Below are 22559 nucleotides of genomic sequence, written 5' to 3' on the forward strand. Positions count from 1 at the left end.
AGTGTCTGACAGCCACGATTTTGACCTGATAGTGATCGGCGCCGGCTCTGGTGGAGTGCGGCTGGCAAGAATGTCTGCCCAACGGGGCGCGCGGGTAGCGGTTGTGGAATCCCGCCACCTGGGCGGTACCTGTGTGAATATTGGTTGTGTTCCGAAAAAACTGTTTGTTTACGGGGCACACGTCAGGGAAGAGCTGGAAGACGCCGCCGGCTATGGCTGGAACATTCCCACAGACGACGTAAGCTTCGACTGGCCCACGCTGGTGGCCAACAAGAATGCCGAAATCGAGCGCCTGAACGGCATCTATGGCCGGCTGCTGGAAAACGCCGGTGTTGAAATTATCAACGGCACGGCCAGCCTTCAGGGCCCCAACACCGTTGCCGTCGGTGACAAGACCTACAGCGCAAAACACATTACCGTAGCCACCGGTAGCTGGCCGGTAGTGCCGGATATCCCCGGCAAGGAATGCCTGCTCACCTCCAATGACATGTTCTACCTGCCTCAGTTGCCACGTCACGCGGTGATCTGGGGTGGCGGCTATATTGCCGTTGAATTCGCCGGCATTCTGGCGGGGCTGGGTGTGGAAACCACCTTGCTGTACCGGGGTGACCTGTTCCTGCGCGGTTTCGATGGCGACGTTCGCCGCTTTACCGAAACGGAAATGCGCAAGAAAGGCGTGGATCTGCGCTTTGGCGTAACCATCAACTCGGTGGAATCCAGAGACGACCACTACCAGGTCAACCTCAGTAATGGCGACACCCTTGAAACCGGATTGGTTATGGCGGCAACGGGCCGTCGTGCGCTGGTGGACGGGCTTGGTCTGACCGATCTCGGTGTGGAGCTGACGGCGTCGGGCCATGTGAAGGTGGATGACCACTTCCAGACTGCCGTCCCGTCTGTGTATGCGCTGGGTGATGTGATCGGAACGCCGCAGCTGACCCCGGTCGCCCTGGCGCAGGCCATGGTGCTGTCACGCCGTTTGTTTGGCGATGGTCAGGGCGACATGGATTACAGCGCTATCCCGACGGCAGTGTTCTGCCAGCCGAATATCGGTACCGTGGGCCTGACTGAAGAAGAGGCGAGGGAAGCGGGCCATCAGGTGAGTGTTTTCCGGTCAGAATTCCGGCCTATGAAATACACCCTGAGTGGCCGTGAAGAGCGCTGCCTGATGAAGCTCGTGGTCGATAAAGAGACCGACAAGGTGCTGGGCGCCCACATGGTCGGCCCGGATGCCGGTGAAATCACCCAGGGCCTGGCGGTGGCCATCAAGGCCGGAGCCACCAAGGCCCAGTTCGATTCCACCATCGGCATTCACCCTACCTCTGCGGAGGAGTTTGTCACCATGCGGGAGCCGGTGGCTTAATCCTCACCGGATAGCTGGAAGGGCAGGTCAAAGCGGAAATAGGCTCCCTGTCCAAGGTCGGTATCGACCTGGACGTGGCCTCCCATCAGCTCTACCAGCCGCTGCACCATGGATAAACCCAGCCCGCTGCTGGCCTGCATGCGGGTTGCGGTTCCTGCCAGCGACTGCTCATAGTGCGGCAACAGGTTGTCGAGCCTCTGGCCGGCATTGTTCGAGCCGGAATCACTGACGGTGCAGTTGAGCACCGCTTGCTTGCCATCAGCGGATGACCAGCTCGCCCTGACGCTGATATAGCCGTCTGTGGTGTATTTGAGTGAGTTGCCCAGCAAGCCCGCCAGAACCTGCCGAACCCGGGCAGAATCCCCAAGAACCAGGGCCTTTTCCGGCCAGCTTCCCTGAAAGTGCAGCTCCAGCATCAGCCCTTGTTGCTCGGCCGCAAGGCGGTACGAAGCCGCACAGTTACTGATCAGGTTGCGCAGGTCGAACTCCTGGTGCGCCAGTTCAAAGTGACCGTTTTCCATCTGCGCGAAGTCCAGCATGTCGGAAATAACCGTCATCAAATCCTGGGTAGACTTACGGGCAGTTTCCAGATAATCCATCTGTTGTTTGCTCAACGGCTCCTGGTGCACCAGGTCAATCATACCCAGCACACCTTTCAGGGGTGTTCGCAATTCCTGGCTCATGCCGGCCAGGAACTCCGACTTGGCCTCGCTGGCGTGTTCGGCCTTTTCCCTGGCGGTTTCCGAGAGGGCGAGGGTCTTTTCCCGGGATTCCCGGGCCTGTCCCAGATGCAGGGCCAGTTGGTTCAGCTGCTGCTGAATACTGGCAATTTCGCGGCCTCCGCCGTGAGTTTCGATGGGCTGTTCTTCGTAATCCCCCTGCATCAACAGGTTCACCCGGCCGGATAACTGGTTGATGGCACGGAAAATGGCGCTGAGGAAATGATTCACCAACAGCATGGTGAATAACAGCATGGCAATGCCCACCGACAACGACGACCACAGCACTTCCTGCTGTCTTTCTTCCAGGATCCGGGGGCTGACAGCCACCTCAAGGGTGCCCACACGCAGTGAGCCGGTGCTGAAGTTCCACTGGCCCGCCAGCCAGTCCGCGCCTGAGGAAAGCTCGACCGGTTCCTGCAGTATCTCTGCGGAATAGATCATTGGTGAGCCCGCGGTGCGATCACCAGATTCGGTGCTATTGCCAACAAATCCGATTTCTTCGCCAACCACATCCGTTACCCGGAGCCATTCCGCCTTGCTGCGCCTGAGCGACTGCCGCAGCACCTGTTCCAGGGCCCCGCGGTTACCGGAAACCACGGCGTATTCCAGGGCCGGTGCCAGGCTGTCCGCGAACAGCTGGCTGCTTTCAGCCAGGTCACGGCGTGAATCTTCCAGCCGGGCGGAGGTAAAGAACGCCATCAGCACCACAAACATCACGGCAGCGGGCAAGACTCCGATCAATAACCGGCGGGACAGCGACATGCCGGACTTATGCTCCGGGCGACTCATTCTCCAGCCTCCTGCTGTTCCTGGATGAAGCGGTCAACCGCCTGTGCAATCCATTCCCGGTCGGGCAGGGGAATGTTCAGAGAGCGTGCGACCTGCTGGTTGACCTCTACGCGATATTCATCCGGATAGGCGGGTGCCGGCAGCTTTCCGGTTTCAAAGAATGCCAGCAAATACTCCGCGGTCTGTTTTGCCATGGTCGTAAAAGGTGCGTAGCTGGAGGCCAGGGCGCCGGCCTTGACGTAGGCCTGGCTGGGGCCGATCAGGATTCGGTTACGGCGGTAGGCGGTCAGCAGGATATGTTTGATGTTCCGGGGGTTGTAGATCTTGTCATCCAGCCCCGCCAGTACAAAGTCACCGTAGGTCAGGGCGCGGTTAAGGCTTGGAATCAGCTGGTCGTCGCTGCTGACGATAAACATTCGGCCTTCCAGCCCGTATGCTGGCAACTGTTCGATCAAAGGCTCATACATGTCTGCTGAATCAAGCGTGGCCAGCACGCTGACGCGGGTAGCTTGGGGCAGGATCGCCTTGCCTGTCAGCGCCTGGCGCAGTAGCGGGACGTCGTAGAACACCGCGGTCAGCTGCTCCCCGGTCTTGTCCAGGTAATTCGATATCGCCCGCTTTTCCACCAGTAAGGCGATAATCGGTGCCGTGATTTCCTTATCCAGGAGCCCCGAAAAGGCTGCGGGCCCTATGGCTATAACCGGTCTGCCCGAGGCTACGGGCAAATGCTTTGCTTCAAGGGGCACCAGGTCAACCCGGCCATCCAGCTCCTTGCTGACCAGGTTGGTCATATGCTGGTCCAGCGCGGCATTGCCTGAGCCTTCAATATAGGCCACCGGTTGGGTAACGGTGGCCGCCTGGACAACCGAAGCCGTCCACAAGGAACAGAGCAACAGCCATAAGGCCATGCCAAGCGAATGTCGTAAAGTTTTATGCACGGTTATTGTCATACCTTCCTGGCTGGTGTCGACATGCATCATGGGTGCGTTCTGTTTCCATCAGAACCGGAGGCCGGCTTCGACAAAGAACTGGTTATGGTCTTCGATATTATTGTCGGAGCTTAGCTCCGGATCCCGGTTCAGGTAGTGCTGCACGGTGAATGCCAGTTCGGCGCTGTATCGCGGGCCGAAAAAGCTCTTGCTGACCCGGGTGTCTATACGTTCAAACTGGGTATTGAACTCGTCTGCCCAGTAAAACGCCGAGGCGAACCGGAACCCCAGTGGCAAATTCTGGATGGCGGCAAGGCTGCCTGAATGGCGCACAGACATGCGGGTGAGCAGGGCTGCTGCCTTGTCCTGGGTATCGGTGTCGACATTGCCGTCCGCCCCGATAATCGGAGTGCCCGAGTACCATGTGTCCTGGTCCAGGTAGCCGTAGCTGGCCCGGAGGGTGGTGCCCGGGAAGTCCAGCGATGCCTCGACCTCGAAACCTTTCTGGTCGACCGCCACGTTGTTGTCGATGGTCCATTCTTTGAGCTGAATGACTCCGCTGATCATATCCCTGAGCTCGTCCTTGAAACCTCTGACCTCCAGTGAAAACAATGCGGAATCCATCGGGAACTGGCCAAAATAACTTATTTCACGGGAGGTTATGCGCTCTTCCTGCAAGTCTTTGCCAAGAGTTAAAACATCCAGGTCTTCCGCAGCTGCATAGGTATCAACCCGAAAACCCTCGAGGTCTGAATAGATCGCCGGCCGCACATTCGAGAGTGTGTAACCCCAGTCGGGGTTCTGTTCGAATTCATCCGGTGTACGCACGGCTTCGGAATAGACCAGTCGCAGCGCATGGCGGTTGCTCAGCGTGAAGTTGGCGGCAACGCGAGGTGAGAAATAACCTTCGTCGGTGGTGCTGGTGTGTTCCCAGTTGCCGCCGGCGTTCAGGGTCATAAAGGAGATCGGCGTGTATTCCAGGTTACCGAAGTAGCGGGACTGATAGCTGTTGCCACGGCCGTTGAAGTAGGTTTCCGAGCGATAGGTGTCTTTGCGGAAGCCAGCGCCAGAAACAAGCTTCAGGTTGTCGCTGAACAGCAGGGTGTCCTGAAGCTCAAATTCCAGGCGGGTGTCTTCGGAGTTGGCGTTTACCGTAGTAAAGGCCATTTCTCCGCCGCTGCTGGTAAAGCACAGTCGTTCACGGTCATCTCCATTGTCGAAGTAGGTATATTGGTAAAGCGGAGTTCCGTCGCGCAGGCACTGGGCAGTATTGTCGGGGAAGGAAACGGCGTAGGCCTGCCGGCGATCAAAATTCTCGACGGCTGCCTGGATGTGGAAAAAGTGCCGGTCTGACGTGGCATAGTTAAACCGGGTTTGCAGGTAGAAATCCCTGACCTCGATATCCGGGTTTTCCAGCGGCTCCAGATCGCCGCTTTTGAAGCGATCCTGGTAATTGGTGCCATCGACCACACCACCGCGAAGCTCCAGGTTTGCCTGGCTGTTCAATTGCAGGCGGGAGTCGTAGGTAAACGAGTTGATGTCGTGGCCGTCGTCAAACGGTTCCTTTTCGCCCCCTTCGATCTGATAGTCGAAGCCGTCAAACTTGCGCTTTTCGTAAGTCAGGCGCCAGTCATAGTCAGACCCCGTATGACCGACAGACCCGAAGGTTCTCAGGTGCCCCCGCGAGCCCCGGGTAACCTTGAACTCGGCGCCACCGGTGTCAGCCGGGTCCCGGGTAATGATATTGATGGTACCGAGAAACGCATTAATGCCGTAGGCGGCCGAGTTTGGACCCCTGGCTACTTCGATGCGCTCAATCATCTCCAGCGGCACCGGCATGGTTTCCCAGTCCATATCCGACAGGGTGGCCCGGTGCGCCGTGCGGCCATCCACCAGAACCTGCATGCGGCGCTGCTCGTAGTGAACAGTGCCGTGGTAAGTGGTTACCGGTGTGTGGCTGCCAACAAAATTGACCACCATGCCAGGCACCAGGCGGAACACTTCGTACAGGTTAACAATGCCCAGGTTGCGAATCAGGTCGCCATCGATCACGGTGGTGCTGCCGGGCACCCGGGTTTTGGGCTGGCGCAACCGGGTAGTGGTAAGCACTTCCGGGATGTCTTCATTGAAACCGGCATAGAAACCATTGCTGAATTCCTGCTCGCTTTGGGCAAGGGCCTGTGGCGCAGCCGCAGCGGTTATGGAAACAGCTAACAAGCCGAGCGTGAATCGGGCTGAAAGTGCCGGTTTTCGGGGCAGGGTTGCTGCCAGGTAATTCGTAATGGGCATGGGTGTCGTTCTATAATTTGCCGAGCAGGCAGATTAGTTGCGTTTATTGCCTAATCGTAGGGTAGATCGGGCGATTTGTCTCGAGAAACATTACAAATCTTCCATGACCGGAGTTGCGAATTTATGAATTGTTGGGACATTCTGGGTATCGAGCCAACCGATAACCGGGAGCGGATACGGCAGGCATACGAACAACAGATGAAGTTCGCCTCTGACCACGAAGCCGAAGCCCTCAGGCAGGCCTACCAGGAAGCAACGGGCCGTGCCCCGTCGGCGGCAAAGGCACCGTCTGAGCCTGAATCACGGCCTGAGCCTCGGGTTGCTGCTGCAGATGCCCCGGAATCGACAGCCCCAATGGATGGTAACGACGCCCAGATCGTCCGTGAGGTGATTATCCAGGTTCGTGCACTGCTGAACGATAACTATCGACAGCAGGATGTAAATATCTGGAAGGCGATACTGTGTGAACCGCCAGCAGATCAGATGCCGTTACGGCGCGAGATTGCCAGCCAGCTGGAGCACCAGGTGCGGCCCATGGCCGAAAACGGCAGTTTCCCGGCACCGGTTGCCCGCTTTCTGGGGGACTGGTTTGAATGGTTCAGCGTGCAGGAAGCCAATCCGGAACCGGATGAGAGAAACTATCCGGAATCCGGAATGGCCGATGACCAGGGTTTTGACAACCAGGCCGAACAGCCGCCGCAGATGATGAATTTCTGGCCGGCGGTGATCGGCTGGATTGTCGGGCTGGCTATTCTGGCCGCATTATTCGGTGGTATGGGCGGCGGCTGAGGCCTGCTCGATCTTTACCCGGTACCTCTGGGCCAGGATGGCCCCTACAATCACCTGGATCTGGTTGTAGCACATAATGGGCAGCACGATCATGCCAAACCCGGGGTGGCCGGAGAACAGCACCTTGGCCATCGGCAGTCCTGACGCCAGGCTCTTCTTGGAGCCACAGAACACCACCGCGGCTTCGTCTTCCAGGCTGAAGCCCAGTTTTCTCACCATCAGCCTTGCAATCAGCATAAACAGCGCCAGCAACCCGAAGCAGAGGACAATCGCCAGCACAATGGCCTGAACCGGCAGGTTCTGCCAGAGCCCGCTGACCACAGAATGGGAGAAGGCGGAATAGACGATAATCCAGATAACGCACTGATCGTAGCGTGCCATCAGCTTCTCGTTCCTGCCCAGGAACCCGCCCAGCCAGGGCCGCAGGGCGTGGCCCACCGCAAACGGCAAGAGCAACTGAAGGATAATGTCCTTGAGTGCTTCAAGCACCGCAAATTCGCCGGTGCCAGACGTGGAAACCAGCAACAGCAACAGAAACGGTGTCAGCATCATGCCAAACACATTGGAGGCGGCCGCACTGCAGATGGCTGCCGGCACATTGCCCCGGGCCATAGCGGTGTAGGCAATGGAAGAGGACACCGCTGAAGGCAGTACCCCCAGATAGAGGAATCCCAGCCCCAGGTCTTTCGGCATCCAGTCCGGTGCTATGCCGCTAAGTGCGTTGACCGGAAGTACTGCCAGCGGAAAGAACACAAAGGTGAGGGAAGTGATCAGGATGTGCAGCCGCCAGTGGGTGGCGCCGTCAATAATCTGTTGTCGTGACAGTGCCGCACCGTGAAAAAAGAACAGCAGCGCAACCGCAATGGTGCCGGTGGTGGCCAGGGCATCGGCCGCACTTCCGGTTACCGGCAGGAAAGATGCCAGGACAATGGCGCCCAGCAACAACAATGTGAAGGTATCGATCCGGAACTTCACCGCTTAATCCTCCCCGGTCAGGGCTTTCAGGCTTGGAGTGAGCAGGGCGCGGGACAGCGCCTCGGCCTTGGCTGCATCTTTACGGCGGATAGCCGCCAGCAGCAGTTCATGGTCTTCCTGGGAGGGTTCCGGAAGGTCCGAGTCGGTTTCTGTCTGTTCAATAGTCTGACTGACGGCGTGGGAAAAGTAGTCGTAGAGCTCAATCAGTGCCGAATTGCCGGACGCCCGTACCAGCGCGTGGTGAAAGTGCTCGTCGTGCTGTATGCGCTCGGCAACCCGCTCTCCGGCGGCAGCCCGTGCGTCCAGGGCACTGGTCATGGCCTTCAGGTCCTGCTCGGTTCTCCGCCCGGCGGCGAGCCTGGCCGCTTCGGTTTCCAGCATGATCCGAACCTCTATCTGCTCCGCCAGTTTGCTGCGGGCAATGCGCCGGAGCGTCTCTCCGGCATCCCGATTGGCCCTTACGTAGGTACCGTCGCCCTGGCGGGTTTCCAGCATGCCAACGTGAACAAGTACCCGGACCGCTTCCCGGATGGTGTTACGGCTGATACCCAGAGCCTCCGAAAGCTCTGCTTCTACAGGTAAGCGAGTACCTACTGGCCATTCACCGCTTTCAATATTCTGACGAAGGCTTTCAATGGCCGTTTCCACCAGAGAGCCTTTTCGGATCGGTTTGAGCATTGTGGATCATCCTTCAACATGATGAACCAATCATCCTATGAATTTACGATAAGTTCAAGCCGTGCAGGGCATCGGCTTGAGTGGGAGTCAGGTGTTTTCGGAACGGGGTTTCAGGAACTGATAGTCGGCTGTATCGACAAACCGCGTGGCAAAGCGGTAACTGAAGGTAAAGCCTGGCCAGTTCACAGTGTTGCGACCGTGCTCATCCAGATACCAGGAGGTACAGCCGGCCTCCCACACGCTGCCGTCCAGCCCTCTTTGTACCACCTGGCTGTAACGGCTCTGGCGGTCTTCCCGCACATCCATTGCCTGCCCCGGATAACGGGACAGCGCCCTGAGCGCGCTCAGCACGTAGCGGAACTGGGATTCCAGCATGTACAGAATAGAGTTATGGGCCAGGTTAGTATTGGGGCCATACAACATGAACAGGTTCGGAAATCCGCTTACGGTGATGCCTTTGAATGCCTTGCTGCCATTGGCCCAGGCCTCGTTCAGGGACACGCCGTTGCGACCGGTGATGTGGATGGGCGAAAGGAATTCGGTGGCCCGGAAGCCGGTGCCGAAAATGATCACATCCGCAGGCCGGTGTTCACCGGTTTCCGACACCACGCCCGTTTCGTCAAACCGGGTGATGCCACCGGTGATCAGGTTCACGTGGGGCTCGTTTACGGCCCGGTACCAGTCGTTGGAAATCAGGATGCGCTTGCAGCCAATCCGGTATTCCGGAATCAATTCGGCGAGTTTATCCGGGTCAGTTACCCAGCGGCGCGCTTCGTTGCGGGCGCGATTGGCAAAGAACTCGAGTAATCCCGAGAACCGGGTGAACGCCAGGGCGCGCACTTCGTTCTTCAGGTAAATCATCCCGCGATACAGCCGGTCCCACAGAGGCAACTTGGCGAACAGTGTTTGTTCCAGCGGGGTGAAGGTTTTGTCCGGTTTGGGCAGCACCCACGCGGCAGAGCGCTGGTAAAGGTCCAGATGGGCCGCCTTCGCGGTGATTTCCGGCACAAACTGGATGGCACTGGCGCCGGTGCCAATGACTGCAACCCGTTTGCCCTCCAGGTTGATGTCGTGATTCCAGCGGGCGGAATGGAAACTCTCACCGCCGAAATCCTCCAGGCCTGGAATATCCGGCATGGCAGGGCGGTTAAGCTGACCGGTTGCGGTAATCAGTACATCGGACCGGAAAGTGTCGCCGGCGCCGGTGGTTATCTGCCATTGGTTGGTCTGTTCATCAAACTCGGCGGATTCCACCGTCTGATTAAAGCGGATCAGGGGCTCGAGGTTGTGTTTGCGAACGCAGGATTCGATGTAATCCAGAATCTCGGGCTGGGTGCCGAATTTCCGGGTCCAGTCGTGTTTGGGCTCAAACGAGTAGGAATACAGGTGCGATTGCACGTCGCAGGCAGCGCCGGGGTAGGTGTTGTCCCGCCAGGTTCCGCCCACGGCCCCCGCTTTTTCCAGCAGGGTAATGTCGCGGATACCCGCTTTCTGCAGCTGGATGGCCATGCCAATGCCACCAAAACCGGTGCCGATGATAATAACCGAAGGGGATTTGTGCTGCTGTTTCCGGCGTCGTGTCATGGATACTGCTTCCTGGACGTTTGTTTTTATATGACACGACTATAACCGGCTAACGCCGGAACCAAAAGACTGTTTCAATCAGATCCGATGGCCGGGACGCTCACATATTGGCAGCGCTGGCATGGGCCGTGCTGTGCCAGTCGACGGTTTCCGGCTGGGCGCTGTCTCCGGCAAACAGGTGACCCACCGCAGGGATGGCGTACCACAATTCACCCCGGGTGGGGTTATGGCGGGCAAACTCGCCATGGCTCATGCCCACTTCCCAGATTTCATTGCTTTCCCAGCCTTCAGGAGCCAGCTCGATGCGCACCTCCGAACCAATCAGGCTGATGGCTTCGATCCGCAGCGGCAAGCGGGCGTGGGCGGCCGGAGCCTTGGCCAGCTGCACTTCATGGGGGCGAAGGTACAACTGGGCCTCCTGGTTATTTACCACACCGGGCAAGGCTACCCGTGCGTTGCCCTGCACCAGGCTCTGGCCTTTCACGACACCGGACAGCACGTTTACGTGACCGAGGAAGTCGAACACAAAGCGGCTTTCGGGGCGGCCATACAGGCCAGTCGGACTGTTGACCTGCTCCACCTTGCCCTGACTCATTACGACCACCTGGTCAGACAGTTCCAGTGCTTCTTCCTGATCGTGGGTTACAAAGATACTGGTGAAGTGGAATTCATCGTGCAAGGCACGCAGCCAGCGGCGCAGATCCTTACGCACCTTGGCGTCCAGCGCGCCAAACGGCTCGTCCAGCAGCAGGATGCGTGGCTTGGTAGCCAGGGCCCGCGCCAGCGCGACACGCTGCTTCTGGCCACCGGACAACTGGGCCGGATAGCGGTCTGCCAGCTGTGGCAGCTGAATCATTTCCAGCAGTTTCGCTACCCGTTCGTTGATTTCCTGCTTCGAGGGCCGGCTCCTGCGGGGCAGGGATTCCAGGCCGAAGGCGATGTTCTGGGCGACCGTAAGGTGCTTGAACAGGGCGTAGTGCTGGAAAACAAAACCGATGTTTCTGTCCCGAACGTGCAGGTTACTGACATCGTCGCCACCAAACAGCACCCGGCCGGAATCCGACGATTCCAGCCCGGCAATAATCCGCAGCAAGGTGGTCTTGCCGGAACCGGATGGCCCGAGCAGGGCGGTCAGTTTGCCTTCCGGTATATCCAGCGAGACATCGTTCAGGGCCTGGAACTTGCCGAAAGATTTCTTGATGCGATCGATTGTGATGCTCATATCATGCACCTCCTGTTTTCGGCGCCGGGTGTTCAATTCGGGACTGTCGCCATTCCACAATGGCCTTGGCGATCAGTGTCAGTATGGCAATAGCCGCCAGCAGCGAGGCCGCGGCAAACGCGCCGGCCACGTTGTAATCCTGATAAAGCAGTTCAACATGCAGCGGTAAGGTATTGGTTTGTCCGCGAACATTACCGGACACCACAGACACTGCACCAAACTCGCCCACGGCCCGGGCGTTGGTGAGCACCACGCCGTAAATCAGTGCCCATTTGATGTTGGGCAGGGTGATCTTGCGGAAAATCCGCCAGCCGGATGCGCCCAGAACCACGCCGGCTTCTTCCTCTTCACTGCCTTGTTGCTGCATCAGAGGAATCAGTTCCCGGGCCACGAAGGGGCAGGTTACAAACACCGTAACCATGACAATGCCGGGCCAGGCAAACATCAGCTGAACATCGTGGCTGCTCAGCCAGCCACCCAGCCAGCCGTTGCGTCCATACAGCAGCAGGTAAAGCAAACCGGCCACCACCGGAGACACGGCAAAGGGAATATCAATCAGGGTGATCAGCAGTTTGCGGCCGGGAAAGCGGAACCGGGTAACGGCCCAGGCCAGTGCCGTGCCGAACACCAGGTTCAGCGGCACCGTCAGCAGGGCCACCAGCAGCGTCAGCCCGATGGCGTGCAGGCTGTATTCGTCCAGAATGTTATCGCTGAAGGTGCTCCAGCCGGCACTCAGCGCTTCGGTAAAGATCACCACCACCGGAATGACCAGCAGGATCACGGTCAGGCTCACCGCCAGGCCGATCAGGCTGCGGCGAACCCAGGGCTGGTCACCGACTCTGTGCTGTTCCGCCGACATCTATCGACCCTCCAGCCGGCGCAGATACCGGCCTTGCCACAAGTTGATGGCGAACAGCAGCACCAGGGAGACCAACAAGACCATAGAGGCAATGGCACTGGCGGCGGCGTAGTCGTATTCCTGCAGGCGCACGAAGATCATCAGGCTGGTCACTTCGCTGACATAGGGGGTGTTGCCGGCAATAAAGATAATGGCGCCGAACTCACCCAGGCTGCGGGTGAAGGACAAGGCAATGCCGGTCACCAGGGCTGGCCACAGGGGCGGGAAAATCACTTTCCGGAAAACCCGGGAATCCGAGGCACCAAGGCTGACAGCGGCCTCTTCATCCGCCGGAGATAATTCTTCAAGTACCGGTTGAACGGTGCGCACCACAAACGGAATGCTGGTGAAGGCCATGGCAACCACGATACCCAGCGGGGTAAAGGCAACCTCAATACCGGCTTTTGCCAGCGCCTGGCCATACCAGCCGTTCTGGGCGAACAGGGTAGCCAGTGTGATGCCGGCAACCGCCGTGGGCAGGGCGAAGGGCAGGTCGACAACCGCATCGATCAGCCGCTTGCCGGGGAATTCATAGCGCACCAGCACCCAGGCCAGGAGCAACCCGAACAGACCGTTGAACAACGAGGCTGCCAGCGCGGTCCAGAGAGTCACCTTGTAGGACTCGACTACCCGGGGATCGGTGATGGTGAATACAAACTGATCCCAGGTCATGCCGGAAGTTTCCACGACCAGTCCGGTCAGGGGCAACAGCAATACGAGGCTGACAAAGAACAGAGAAATACCGAGGCTCAGACCAAACCCCGGTAACACCCGTTTGCTTCGACCGGCAAAGCGCCGCACGGGGGCGGCGCCTGCTTGAGCGGATACCGACATGCTCGCCTCTTACCGCCGACGCTGCAGCTGGTCGAGTTTGCCGCCACTGGTGAAGTGAACCTTCATGGCGTTTTCCCAGCCACCGGCGATTTCATCGATGGACTTGAGCTTGAGCTCCTTGAAGCGGTCGGCGTTCTCGGCTTTCACAACCTCATTGTGAACCCGGTAGTTAAAGCCGGCCAGCAGGCGCTGGGATTCTTCAGAATACAGGTGGGTCAGGTATTCCTTCGCCAGTTCTTCGGTGCCGTTCTGCCTTACGTAGTCATCAATCCAGGTGACCGGGAACTCGGCCAGAAAGCTCACGTTAGGGGTGACTACTTCGTACTCATCGCCCAGACGGTCGGCCAGGTTGAGTACTTCGGATTCAAAGGTCAGCAGCGCATCGCCAATGCCACGCTCAACGAAGGTGGTGGTGGCTCCACGGCCGCCGCTGTCGAATACCCGTACCTGGCCAAGGAAATCTGCCAGGAACTGGTCAACCTTGTCCTGATCGTCGCCGAAGGTGTCCTGGGCATAACCCAGCGCGGCCAGGTAGGTGTAACGGCCGTTACCGGAGGTTTTCGGGTTCGGCATTACCAGGGCCACGTCTTCGCGAACCAGATCATCCCAGTTCTGGATGTTCTTCGGATTGTCCTTGCGAACAAGGAACGCCATGGTGGAATAGTAGGGGGAGCTGTTGTTGGGCAGGCGCTCGGCCCAGTTTTCGGGGATCAGGTTGCCGCGTTCGTGCAGGATGTCGATGTCTGTTACCTGATTGAAGGTAGCTACATCGGCTTTCAGGCCCTGAATGATGGCCTGGGCCTGCTTGGACGAACCGGCATGGGACTGGTTAACTTCAAGGGTTTCACCGGTCTTTTCCTGCCAGTGCTTCTTGAATTCCACGTTGTAGGCGGCGAACAGCTCGCGGGCAATATCGTAAGAGGTATTGAGTAGCTCCCGGTCAGCGGCAAGGGCTGGTTGGGCGGAGAGCAGGGCAGCGCCCAGTGCAAATCCTTTTAGCAGGTGTTTCATGGAAAGCTCCTCAGATTGGAATCAGTGAATCTGAGGAGCAATCTAGCAAAGGTTTCTAAGAACTAAAAATACTAAAAATAAATAATCAAAGTGCCTCAGGGAATATGCGTCAGTACTTCAACAGGGCGGAACCCCAGGTAAAGCCACCGCCAAACGCTTCCAGCAACACCACCTGGCCACGTTGAATGCGGCCATCCCGAACGGCTTCGTCCAGCGCCAGGGGCACAGAGGCGGCGGAGGTGTTGCCATGGCGGTTAACGGTGACCACAACCTGGTCCATCGACATACCGAGCTTGCGGGCGGTGGCGGAAATAATCCGCAGGTTGGCCTGGTGCGGCACCAGCCAGTCAATGTCGGATTTCTCCATCTGGTTGGCTTCCAGGGTTTCATCGACGATCCGGCCCAGAGTGTTTACCGCCACCTTGAACACTTCGTTACCCTTCATCTCCACAAACGCCTTGCCGGCCTTGACCGCATCGAAGTCGTTGGCGACACCGCAGGGCACGTGCAGCAGCTCTTCATAGCGGCCATCCGCGTGCAGGTGTGTAGACAGAATGCCGGTTTCTTCACTGGCCTCGAGAATAACCGCGCCGGCGCCATCGCCGAACAATACGCAGGTGCCCCGGTCGTCCCAGTCGAGAATGCGGGAGAATACCTCGGCTCCGATCACCAGCGCCTTCTTGCTGGAGCCGGTGCGGATGAACTTTTCTGCAGTGGCCAGGGCGTACACAAAGCCGCTGCACACGGCCTGGATATCGAACGCGGGGCAGCCCTCGATGCCAAGGCGGGCCTGCAGAATACAGGCACAGCTGGGGAAGACTTTATCGGGCGTGGTGGTGGCAAACACAATCAGGTCGATGTCTTTGGCATCGATGCCCGCGGCTTCAATGGCCCTCAGGGCAGCCTGTTCGGCAAGGTCTACGGTGGTCTGGCCGGGCAGGGCGATATGGCGTTGTTCGATGCCGGTGCGTTCACGGATCCACTGGTCAGAGGTGTCTACCCGCTGTTCCAGGTCCTTGTTGGTCACAATGTTGTCCGGCAGGTAGGAGCCGGTTCCGGCAATGCGTGCAAAGGTCATTCGGCTTGTCCAGGGTCAGAGTCGATAACAATAGACCCATGCTAACCCTTTGCAACCGGATTGGTTATTAGCGGATTGTCAAAGACCGCCCGGGCAGGATATTTCCCGCCCGGGCGCTTTCGGCGGGCTGATCAGCCCTGTTTGAGCGTCTTCATATCAATCACGAAACGGTACTTCACGTCGCCTTTTTTCATGCGCTCGTAGGCTTCATTGATGTTGCGGATGTCCAGCATCTCGATATCACAGGTGATGTCGTGCTCGGCACAGAAATCCAGCACCTCCTGGGTTTCCGGCATGCCACCGATCAGGGAACCGGCAATCACCCGGCGCTTGGTAACCAGCAGCCCGGCTTGCAGCGCTGGCTCAACCGGCGTCAGCAGGCCCACCAGAATATGGGTGCCATCGTGCTTCAGGCATTTCAGGTAGGGGTTCAGGTCGTGGGCCACCGGAATGGTGTCGAGCAGGAAGTCGAAGGAGTTGGCCGCTGCCTTCATCTGCGCCTCATCGGTAGAGATGATCACATGGTCTGCGCCCTGCTTCTTCGCTTCCGCCACCTTGGCCTCGGAGCGGGTGAAGATAGTCACTTCCGCGCCCAGCGCCTTGGCGAATTTCACACCCATGTGGCCAAGGCCGCCCATGCCCAGAACGCCGACCTTGTGGCCCTTGCCGACGTTGAAGTACTTCAGGGGCGAGTAGGTGGTGATGCCCGCACACAGAATCGGTGCGGCGGCGGCCGGGTCCAGTTTCTCTGGCACGCGAACCACAAAGCGTTCGCTGACCACGATTCGTTCCGAGTAGCCGCCGTGGGTAACGGTGCCATCGTGCCGGTCCAGGCTGCCATAGGTCATGGTAGAGCCTTCATCGCAATATTGCTCCAGCCCGGATTCGCAGGCGGAACAGGTACGGCAGCTGTCTACCATACAGCCCACGCCTACCAGGTCACCCTCTTTGTAGGCTTTTACATGCGGACCTACGGCGGTTACCCGGCCCACAATCTCGTGCCCGGGAATAACCGGATACTTCGAGCCGCCCCAATCGTTCTCGACGGTGTGGAGATCGCTGTGGCAGACACCGCAGTAGTCGATTTCGATGGCTACGTCGTCGGCACGCAGCTCCCGGCGGTCAATGGCGTAGGGGGCCAGGCCGGAATCCGGCGCAGTGGCCGCGTATGCTTTGGTATTTGCCATTCGATTACTCCTTTTCGGTTTTAATACAGGGGTCACGGTACCGGTACGATATGACCGTTATCGTATGTTACCCGACATTCGTCGATTGTAACCTACGTATTCCAGACCATCAGGGATGACCAGATGACACAGATGAAATCTCTCAGGGCGTTCGGCGTTGCCGGGTCCCTGGCCTTGGCCGGGCTGGTAGCCGGCTGTATGCCCGGCACCATCGCCACCGGCGTGGGTACCGGCTTTGTGTATAAACAGAAGCAGGACCACAAACACCGCCATGAAGTAGAGCGGGCCGTCGATCAATATGTGCAGGACCATGCCAACTCACCCTGCCGGCACGGCGAAGACCGGGTGATGGAATCCGCCACAGAGATCCTCAGGGAATACCGGCTGACCGGTGTGAATGAAGTGCTCAGCCGCCTTGAACGGATTTACAAAGACGATAGCCAGCCGGACCAGGTCAGGGCCGGGGCGCTGTACAACATGGCTGTACTGGAATCCCGCCGCAAAGAGCCGAACAAGGTGCGGGCAAGGGAGTATTTCAAACGCCTTTATGTAGAGTTCCCGAACGAATACCGCTGCATCTTTGCAGAGTCTGACTGGCGGGATTCGATGATAGAACAGCAATTGCTTCTGCCCGGAGAAACCGTGGAGTCCTTTTTGCGTGATGCCCGTGAGGATGTAGAGCACATGCAGCAGTAGGAGTACACTGGCCAAAAGGCTTTGATGAACAAACTCCTACAACCGACTCGGGCGGGCACAGGCTATGAAGGTAATTGTTATCGGCGCAGGCATTATGGGTGTCACCCTTGCCACACTGGCAAAGGAACTGGCACCCGAGCTGGATATCACCGTACTGGAACGGCTGGATGGCCCGGGAGCAGGCAACTCCTGGGTGTTCAACAACGCAGGAACCGGCCACGAAGCCAACTGCGAGCTCAACTACACCCCGGTGGATGGCGAGGTTATTTCTGTTGAGAAAGCCCTGAAAATCCACGCCCAGTTCAACGTGGCCAAGCAATTCTGGGCCTACCTGGTAGAAAAGGGTGCCATTAAAGACCCCTCTACGTTCATCAACCAGACCAAGCACTGCACCCTGGTCTCGGAATCCTTCATTGAAGAGCTGGCGCTTCGGCACAAGGAAATGTCTGGCCATCATTTCTTCGAAAGTATGCGGTATTCCGATGATTTTGATGAGATAAAAAGCTGGATCCCTTTCACCATGGAAGGCCGGCCGCGCCATGAAAAGATGGCTGCCACGGTGATTGAAACCGGCACGGATGTGAACTTCGGCTCTCTGACAGAACAAATGGCTGCGTACGCTGACCGGGATTTGGGCGTGGCCATTGAGTACGGTGTACACGTAAAGCGGGCACACCGCAGCCCCGCCGGTAGCTGGGTGCTGGAAACCGAGCGCAACGGTACGTCCACCCAATATAAAGCTGACGTACTGTTTGTTGGCGCCGGCGGTGGCGCCTTCCCGCTCCTGAAACGGAGCCATCTTCCGTTTGCCAGGCGCTTTGCCGGCTTCCCGGTGGGTGGCCGTTTCCTGCAGGCGCCGGTTACGCCGGAGCAGGCGGACCAATACCGCGCCAAAACCTATGGCCGGGCAGAAGTGGGCGCACCCCCGATGTCTGTTCCGCACCTGGATCTGCGGGTGGCCAATGGCCAGCATTACCTGTTATTCGGGCCGTTTGCCTCGTTTAAGCCGGTTCTTGAGAAAGGACGGGGCTTTGTTGATTACCTCCGTTCCATGCGCCTGCACGACATTCCGGGCCTGTTGAGCGTGGCCATAGAGAACTTCCCGCTGGTGAAATACCTGGTCTCCGAAACCTTCAAAGGCGAGCAGAGCATGCTGGATTCGCTGGAGAAGTTTGCCCCCGGGCTTGGTGACAAGTTCAACTGGCAAGCCGTGGAAGCCGGGCAGCGGGTACAGATCATTAAAGATGGCGACCTGCAGATGGGCACGGAGATAATCGTCTCCAGCGACAAGACCTATGGCACCTTGCTGGGTGCATCGCCCGGAGCCTCGGTTTCGCCGGAAGTGATGTTGCGCGCACTGGAACAGTTGATGCCGGCGCGGTTAAACACAGAGAAAGCCAGGAGCAAGCTAAAAGAAATCTTTCCGGAAGATAACCTGGAAATCCTTGCCAACGATGCCGAGCGCTACCGCGAAATTCGTGACGGGGTAAACCAATCGCTGGGCATCGTTTAACAGAACCAGCAGTTACACCCGCCGGCGACGGCCTTCTGTTCGCCTGCGGGCCTGTTCCGAGTTTACGTAGACGGATTCCGTGAAGGTGGCATTGGTGTGGCCGAGCTCTTCACTGATGTGGCGGATATCCGCTCCGGCCTCAATGGCCTGGCTGGCACCGGTGTGGCGCAGATAGTGGGTTTCGGAGCGAATCGCCAGCATCTGCCTGGCTTCATCCATGAACCCTTCACGTTCCATACGGTCCGCGGTGGCGACCATGGCTTGTTCGTAGATCCGTTGCACCTGGCGCTTGCCGATGGCATCGCCCTTGGCTGAGGGCAGAATGGGCGTGGATTCTCCGGGCACCGGCAACGGAGAGGGCAGCCCAAGATGGCCTCGCCAGCGCTTCAGGTAATCCAGGTAGGCGTCTGGCAGGGTAACTTGCCGGGTTTTGTCGCCTTTACCGAACACCGAATACACCCAGTAGGGTTCGCCATCGACAATGGTTCGGCGGAAATCACCAAAGCAGGGGGTACGCACCTGGTTCCGGTCCACCGGCCGCAGTGCCAGTTCGCTGACCCGCAGAAACAGGCTTTTCATGGTCACGATCACAAACAGGTTACGCTCGAATTTCGGGTTGCTGTCCGCCAGTTCGGTGAGGGTTTCCAGCAGGAACGACCATTGCCAGTCTGTCAGACGCCGCACTTCGGCGTCCCGGTCCTGGTTGAGGCTGGGTTTGGCGTTCCGGTCGCGCTTGCGGACATCAATCATCGGATTTTTGGGCAGATAATCGTGGGCCACCAGGTATTTGAAGAAGGTCTGCAGTGCCGTGCGGCTGGCGTTCAGGCTGGCCTGGGTAACAGAGTAGGGCGCCTGTACGGCTTTGGATCGGAGCGCCATGGGTCGCCAGTCCGGATTGGAACGACGCAGGTCCGCTTGTGAGACAAATGCCGAATGGATCCCACGGGATATCCAGGGAGCCGGAGGGGTTTTCAGAAAGGCAAAGTAGCCTGTGATCAGGTCGCTGTCTGCCTGGGCAAGGTGACGGCGGGCAATCAGCCAGGTGTAGTTGAGAAAACGCTGGATTTCGCTTCGAAAACGGTTGTATGTGCCGGAAACATCGCTGTATTTTTCGAGGAAGCGGCGGGCGGTGTAGAAGTCCTGACGGGCTTTATCCGGGGTGACGGGTACCGCATCCAGCGCTGCACGCAGATCGGGATACAGCGCAAGCTCGGCCTGTTCGTGGATGAGATCAGCAGTGTCAAACAGCGGAAAACCGGGAAATCCGGGCCTGGCGTTCATCTGGGCAGCCTTGTTTGCGAAGTGTGTTGTACGGTCGGGAAGCCTGAAATGTCCAATACTCCTAAATATTGGACATAATGAGAGTTTATACAATTCAGTGAGTTATCGCCAATTCTTCATGCAGTAACTCTCAAGCGTTTCGGCGCCTCAGGAATTTCTCTGCTTCAGTTGATGCGACGATAATGGAGTTTCACAGCGAGTTATGGATATAAAAAACGGCTTATCGGGATTGGTAACCGCCGCTGCGTTCTCGGTGTGCCTGTTTGCGTTTCCAGGTATTTCAGGTGCAGAGACGCTATGGGATAAACAACCTGCGGTCGTGGAGTTTTCTGTGCCCGTCGAACGGGTGGAGAAAGCGTCGATTTCGGAAGACGGGCTTCTATGGATTATTCTCGACGACCAGGGCCGAACTGAACTCCACGACATGACCAGGGCAAATCTGGGCCAGCCCGTGCAGATTGTGATGGCCGGCAAGGTTGTTCTGCGTTTTACCGTTATCACAGAGCTAGAAAGTGGCCGGCTGCGTGTGCAGAATCCCCACCAGGGCCTGATTGAAGCTTTAGAGGCATTTCTGTGAAATACGGCGGGGCCTGTGTTTGCCATTCTGACGACATGAAGGGCTTACCTGTTTGAACAGATACCCCCCATACCGTACTGCGTATAATGTATATTATGTTAAATGTAGTATAGAGATCTGCCCACTCACACTTTGTGATAAGCGCCATACAGGTTTAGAATCGCCAACGACTTTCCCGGCGGCTCATTCAGGGGCAGCTATTCCTTTTCTGCGGTTCAGGATCCTAATATGCCTGTTCTTGATGCTGTTCTGATTGCGGTTGCGGTACTTGCGCTTCTTGGCGTGATTTTCGAAGAAGTCATCCACGTTAATAAGGCAAAGACGACCCTGTTTTTTGGCACCCTGAGTTGGGTGTTGCTGTTTCTTTTCAGTGTCAGCCCGGATGAAACTGCCGCGGTCTCTGCCGGGCTGTCTGAAAGTATTGCCGAGATTGCCGGGCTCTGGTTGTTCCTGGTGGCGGCCATGACCTTCGTGGCTTACCTGAACAAGAAAGGCATGATCGAGAACATGATCTATCTGATCATGCCACGCAAAGTGACGGAACGCCGGTTGCTGTTTCTCACCGGCCTGTTCTGTTTTGTGTTCTCGTCCCTGGCGGACAATATCACCGCTACCCTCGTTTCCTGCTCACTGATCCTGTCCCTGAACCTTGAACTCAAGAAACGCCTGCAATTTATTGTTCTGGTTGTGTTTGCGGTGAACTCCGGTGGTGTCTCGCTGATTACCGGCGACGTAACCACGCTGATGATCTTCCTGGCCGACAAGGTAGAGATTCTGACATTGCTGACGCTGGCCATTCCGGCTTCGATCACGGTGTTTATCCTGGCGGTGCTCCTCTCCGGCGGGCTGTCCGGAACGGTGACGCTGCAAGCCAGCTCCAATGAAGTGCGAAAGGTTGATGTGGTCATCGCGATTCTGTTCCTGGCGACCATTATCGGCACCATCAGCGGAAATGCCCTGTTTGGCATCCCGCCGGTTCTTACCTTTCTGTTCGGTCTTTCTATCATGTTCCTGGTGTCCCGGTTCATGAGCAGCGACGAAGACCTGGACCCGATCCTGGAGTACATCCGGGTGATCGAGTTCGAAACCCTGCTGTTTTTCCTCGGTATTCTGTTGCTGGTGGGTATGCTCAAGGAAATCCACGCGCTGGATTCGCTGGTTGCCATCTATGACGTACTGCCGCCGGTCTACGCCAACTATCTGATGGGCATTTTCTCGGCCATTATCGACAACGTTCCGCTGACCGCTGCACTGCTGAAATCCGGGATTGATATGAGCCCTGCGGAATGGATGGGGCTTACCTACGCCGTGGGCGTGGGCGGTTCTTTGCTGGTGATCGGCTCTGCCGCAGGCATTGTGGCCATGAGCAAGATTCAGGGACTCACCTTTGGCACCTACATGCGCTACGCCCTTCACTTGCTGGCTGCCTATACGCTGGGCTATGGCGGGGTGTTGTTACTCGGATCCTTTATTAACGGCTGAGCATGAAAAAGCCCGCGGGAAGAGGCTTCCGGCGGGCTTTGAGCCGTTGGGCGCGGGGTTAGAAATTGACCTGCATGCCGATGCCCAGGCCGTCCACGGTTACATCGTTATCATCGTAGTAACGCATGTACTCCAGGTTCGCGGACAGGTTCGGGGCGAAGGCGAAGTTCACGCCAGCGCCATAAGAAAAGTCGGAGTCGTCGTCCTTGGCATTACCTGCCTCAGCTTCGATACGGGTGAAACCCAGCACCCCGTAAGGCGTAATCGGGCTCTCATTTACCATGTTGAAGGTGGCGTAGCCGCCGAAGAAGTTGTCCAGTTTAACGTCAACGCCCCGAACGGTATCGTCATCTACACCAAAACCCGCGCGAGCTTCCACTCCAAAGTATTCGGTGGCCATTACACCAACCTTGCCGGACAGTGTTCCCGCGTCGGCATCACCAATTCCTTCAAAATCCGCGTTCATAAACGTGTAATTCGCACCCGCATACAAACCTCCAACGCCAGATTTGTACATATCCTGGGCCGATGCGGCGCCAGCCATGGCAATGCCGGCCGTAGCCACAGACGCAATCAGAACATTCTTTTTGATAGTCATAGCGTTTCTCCTTGGTGAAAAACGGAGCTGTGTTGCACTCCTGTTATCAACTTGCACCAACTCA

20 protein-coding genes are annotated in these 22559 nt (G+C 57.7%); 6 read left to right on the forward strand and 14 right to left on the reverse strand.

What is annotated here, in order from left to right; translation table 11 throughout:
• The first annotated feature begins 1 nt into the window (after position 1).
• Positions 2 to 1363 (forward strand): glutathione-disulfide reductase, encoded by a 1362-nt coding sequence (gene gorA / locus H3Z84_RS11075; protein WP_199457491.1) that lies wholly within the window; start codon positions 2 to 4, stop codon positions 1361 to 1363.
• On the opposite strand, the gene H3Z84_RS11080 is transcribed toward gorA, so the two are convergent.
• From H3Z84_RS11080 to H3Z84_RS11090, 3 genes are read right to left on the reverse strand one after another with little or no spacing between them, the layout of a single operon-like run.
• A complete protein-coding gene (locus H3Z84_RS11080) occupies positions 1360 to 2874 on the reverse strand; it encodes a sensor histidine kinase (RefSeq protein ID WP_199457492.1) in 1515 nt (504 codons plus the stop codon). The genes gorA and H3Z84_RS11080 overlap by 4 nt on opposite strands.
• Positions 2871 to 3854: an ABC transporter substrate-binding protein gene (locus H3Z84_RS11085; RefSeq protein ID WP_228285823.1), complete on the reverse strand. Its 984-nt coding sequence runs from the start codon at positions 3852 to 3854 to the stop codon at positions 2871 to 2873. The genes H3Z84_RS11080 and H3Z84_RS11085 overlap by 4 nt, the downstream gene beginning before the upstream one ends.
• An 18-nt stretch (positions 3855 to 3872) precedes the next feature.
• Entirely contained in the window at positions 3873 to 6092 is a 2220-nt protein-coding gene (locus H3Z84_RS11090; protein ID WP_199457493.1) for a TonB-dependent receptor plug domain-containing protein, read from the reverse strand.
• A 123-nt stretch (positions 6093 to 6215) separates the two neighbouring features.
• Here H3Z84_RS11090 and H3Z84_RS11095 point away from each other — a divergent pair, with 123 nt between their 5' ends.
• Positions 6216 to 6881: a J domain-containing protein gene (locus H3Z84_RS11095; protein WP_199457494.1), complete on the forward strand. Its 666-nt coding sequence runs from the start codon at positions 6216 to 6218 to the stop codon at positions 6879 to 6881.
• Here the strand turns inward: H3Z84_RS11095 and H3Z84_RS11100 are convergent.
• The 9 genes from H3Z84_RS11100 to H3Z84_RS11140 all read right to left on the reverse strand — a co-directional run bounded on the left by H3Z84_RS11100 (position 6855) and on the right by H3Z84_RS11140 (position 16348).
• Positions 6855 to 7856 (reverse strand): bile acid:sodium symporter family protein, encoded by a 1002-nt coding sequence (locus H3Z84_RS11100; protein ID WP_199457495.1) that lies wholly within the window; start codon positions 7854 to 7856, stop codon positions 6855 to 6857. The two genes, H3Z84_RS11095 and H3Z84_RS11100, sit on opposite strands and share 27 nt — an antisense overlap.
• A 3-nt stretch (positions 7857 to 7859) precedes the next feature.
• On the reverse strand, positions 7860 to 8534 hold the full coding sequence (locus H3Z84_RS11105; protein ID WP_199457496.1) for a FadR/GntR family transcriptional regulator: 675 nt from the start codon (positions 8532 to 8534) through the stop codon (positions 7860 to 7862).
• An 87-nt stretch (positions 8535 to 8621) separates the two neighbouring features.
• The gene (locus tag H3Z84_RS11110; RefSeq protein ID WP_199457497.1) at positions 8622 to 10118 is read right to left on the reverse strand and encodes a flavin-containing monooxygenase; all 1497 of its coding nucleotides are present in this window, start codon (positions 10116 to 10118) and stop codon (positions 8622 to 8624) included.
• 100 nt (positions 10119 to 10218) lie between these two features.
• Positions 10219 to 11340 (reverse strand): sulfate/molybdate ABC transporter ATP-binding protein, encoded by a 1122-nt coding sequence (locus tag H3Z84_RS11115; protein WP_199457498.1) that lies wholly within the window; start codon positions 11338 to 11340, stop codon positions 10219 to 10221.
• Between the two features lies 1 nt (position 11341).
• Positions 11342 to 12199 carry a sulfate ABC transporter permease subunit CysW gene (gene cysW, locus H3Z84_RS11120; RefSeq protein ID WP_058340951.1) on the reverse strand — a complete coding sequence of 286 codons (858 nt, stop codon included), beginning with the start codon at positions 12197 to 12199 and terminating at the stop codon, positions 11342 to 11344.
• Entirely contained in the window at positions 12200 to 13072 is an 873-nt protein-coding gene (gene cysT, locus H3Z84_RS11125; RefSeq protein WP_199457499.1) for a sulfate ABC transporter permease subunit CysT, read from the reverse strand.
• A gap of 9 nt (positions 13073 to 13081) precedes the next feature.
• Entirely contained in the window at positions 13082 to 14083 is a 1002-nt protein-coding gene (cysP, locus tag H3Z84_RS11130; protein ID WP_199457500.1) for a thiosulfate ABC transporter substrate-binding protein CysP, read from the reverse strand.
• A gap of 109 nt (positions 14084 to 14192) precedes the next feature.
• Positions 14193 to 15161, reverse strand: coding sequence for a beta-ketoacyl-ACP synthase III (locus H3Z84_RS11135; RefSeq protein ID WP_199457501.1), 969 nt, complete (start codon positions 15159 to 15161; stop codon positions 14193 to 14195).
• A gap of 131 nt (positions 15162 to 15292) precedes the next feature.
• Positions 15293 to 16348 (reverse strand): NAD(P)-dependent alcohol dehydrogenase, encoded by a 1056-nt coding sequence (locus H3Z84_RS11140; RefSeq protein ID WP_199457502.1) that lies wholly within the window; start codon positions 16346 to 16348, stop codon positions 15293 to 15295.
• Positions 16349 to 16471: 123 nt separating this feature from the next.
• On the opposite strand from H3Z84_RS11140, the gene H3Z84_RS11145 reads away from it, so the two are divergent.
• Together H3Z84_RS11145 and H3Z84_RS11150 are read left to right on the forward strand one after the other, a co-directional pair.
• The gene (locus H3Z84_RS11145; protein ID WP_199457503.1) at positions 16472 to 17044 is read left to right on the forward strand and encodes a hypothetical protein; all 573 of its coding nucleotides are present in this window, start codon (positions 16472 to 16474) and stop codon (positions 17042 to 17044) included.
• Between the two features lie 64 nt (positions 17045 to 17108).
• Positions 17109 to 18557, forward strand: a complete 1449-nt coding sequence (locus H3Z84_RS11150) for a malate:quinone oxidoreductase (RefSeq protein ID WP_199457504.1) — start codon at positions 17109 to 17111, stop codon at positions 18555 to 18557.
• A gap of 12 nt (positions 18558 to 18569) precedes the next feature.
• Here the strand turns inward: H3Z84_RS11150 and H3Z84_RS11155 are convergent, their stop codons facing one another.
• Positions 18570 to 19838 (reverse strand): tyrosine-type recombinase/integrase, encoded by a 1269-nt coding sequence (locus tag H3Z84_RS11155; protein WP_199457505.1) that lies wholly within the window; start codon positions 19836 to 19838, stop codon positions 18570 to 18572.
• A 202-nt stretch (positions 19839 to 20040) separates the two neighbouring features.
• Between H3Z84_RS11155 and H3Z84_RS11160 the strand changes: the two genes are divergently transcribed.
• Together H3Z84_RS11160 and nhaD are read left to right on the forward strand one after the other, a co-directional pair.
• Positions 20041 to 20415 (forward strand): hypothetical protein, encoded by a 375-nt coding sequence (locus H3Z84_RS11160; RefSeq protein WP_199457506.1) that lies wholly within the window; start codon positions 20041 to 20043, stop codon positions 20413 to 20415.
• Positions 20416 to 20643: 228 nt separating this feature from the next.
• The gene (gene nhaD, locus H3Z84_RS11165; RefSeq protein ID WP_199457507.1) at positions 20644 to 21897 is read left to right on the forward strand and encodes a sodium:proton antiporter NhaD; all 1254 of its coding nucleotides are present in this window, start codon (positions 20644 to 20646) and stop codon (positions 21895 to 21897) included.
• Between the two features lie 58 nt (positions 21898 to 21955).
• Here nhaD and H3Z84_RS11170 read toward each other — a convergent pair whose 3' ends face one another.
• On the reverse strand, positions 21956 to 22495 hold the full coding sequence (locus H3Z84_RS11170) for a porin family protein (protein ID WP_022988260.1): 540 nt from the start codon (positions 22493 to 22495) through the stop codon (positions 21956 to 21958).
• Positions 22496 to 22559: the final 64 nt, after the last annotated feature.

Origin of the sequence: Marinobacter sp. bablab_jr003, assembly GCF_016464245.1 — a bacterium.
Taxonomy (GTDB): domain Bacteria; phylum Pseudomonadota; class Gammaproteobacteria; order Pseudomonadales; family Oleiphilaceae; genus Marinobacter; species Marinobacter vinifirmus.

Coding starts and splice junctions, on each gene's coding strand:
- cysP (WP_199457500.1), bottom strand. CDS start 14,083: ATGAAACACCTGCTAAAAGGATTTGCACTGGGCGCTGCCCTGCTCTCC.
- H3Z84_RS11095 (WP_199457494.1), top strand. CDS start 6,216: ATGAATTGTTGGGACATTCTGGGTATCGAGCCAACCGATAACCGGGAG.
- cysW (WP_058340951.1), bottom strand. CDS start 12,199: ATGTCGGCGGAACAGCACAGAGTCGGTGACCAGCCCTGGGTTCGCCGC.
- H3Z84_RS11170 (WP_022988260.1), bottom strand. CDS start 22,495: ATGACTATCAAAAAGAATGTTCTGATTGCGTCTGTGGCTACGGCCGGC.
- H3Z84_RS11105 (WP_199457496.1), bottom strand. CDS start 8,534: ATGCTCAAACCGATCCGAAAAGGCTCTCTGGTGGAAACGGCCATTGAA.
- H3Z84_RS11160 (WP_199457506.1), top strand. CDS start 20,041: ATGGATATAAAAAACGGCTTATCGGGATTGGTAACCGCCGCTGCGTTC.
- H3Z84_RS11080 (WP_199457492.1), bottom strand. CDS start 2,874: ATGAGTCGCCCGGAGCATAAGTCCGGCATGTCGCTGTCCCGCCGGTTA.
- H3Z84_RS11145 (WP_199457503.1), top strand. CDS start 16,472: ATGACACAGATGAAATCTCTCAGGGCGTTCGGCGTTGCCGGGTCCCTG.
- nhaD (WP_199457507.1), top strand. CDS start 20,644: ATGCCTGTTCTTGATGCTGTTCTGATTGCGGTTGCGGTACTTGCGCTT.
- cysT (WP_199457499.1), bottom strand. CDS start 13,072: ATGTCGGTATCCGCTCAAGCAGGCGCCGCCCCCGTGCGGCGCTTTGCC.
- H3Z84_RS11140 (WP_199457502.1), bottom strand. CDS start 16,348: ATGGCAAATACCAAAGCATACGCGGCCACTGCGCCGGATTCCGGCCTG.
- H3Z84_RS11110 (WP_199457497.1), bottom strand. CDS start 10,118: ATGACACGACGCCGGAAACAGCAGCACAAATCCCCTTCGGTTATTATC.
- H3Z84_RS11085 (WP_228285823.1), bottom strand. CDS start 3,854: ATGATGCATGTCGACACCAGCCAGGAAGGTATGACAATAACCGTGCAT.
- H3Z84_RS11150 (WP_199457504.1), top strand. CDS start 17,109: ATGAAGGTAATTGTTATCGGCGCAGGCATTATGGGTGTCACCCTTGCC.
- H3Z84_RS11135 (WP_199457501.1), bottom strand. CDS start 15,161: ATGACCTTTGCACGCATTGCCGGAACCGGCTCCTACCTGCCGGACAAC.
- H3Z84_RS11155 (WP_199457505.1), bottom strand. CDS start 19,838: ATGAACGCCAGGCCCGGATTTCCCGGTTTTCCGCTGTTTGACACTGCT.
- H3Z84_RS11115 (WP_199457498.1), bottom strand. CDS start 11,340: ATGAGCATCACAATCGATCGCATCAAGAAATCTTTCGGCAAGTTCCAG.
- H3Z84_RS11090 (WP_199457493.1), bottom strand. CDS start 6,092: ATGCCCATTACGAATTACCTGGCAGCAACCCTGCCCCGAAAACCGGCA.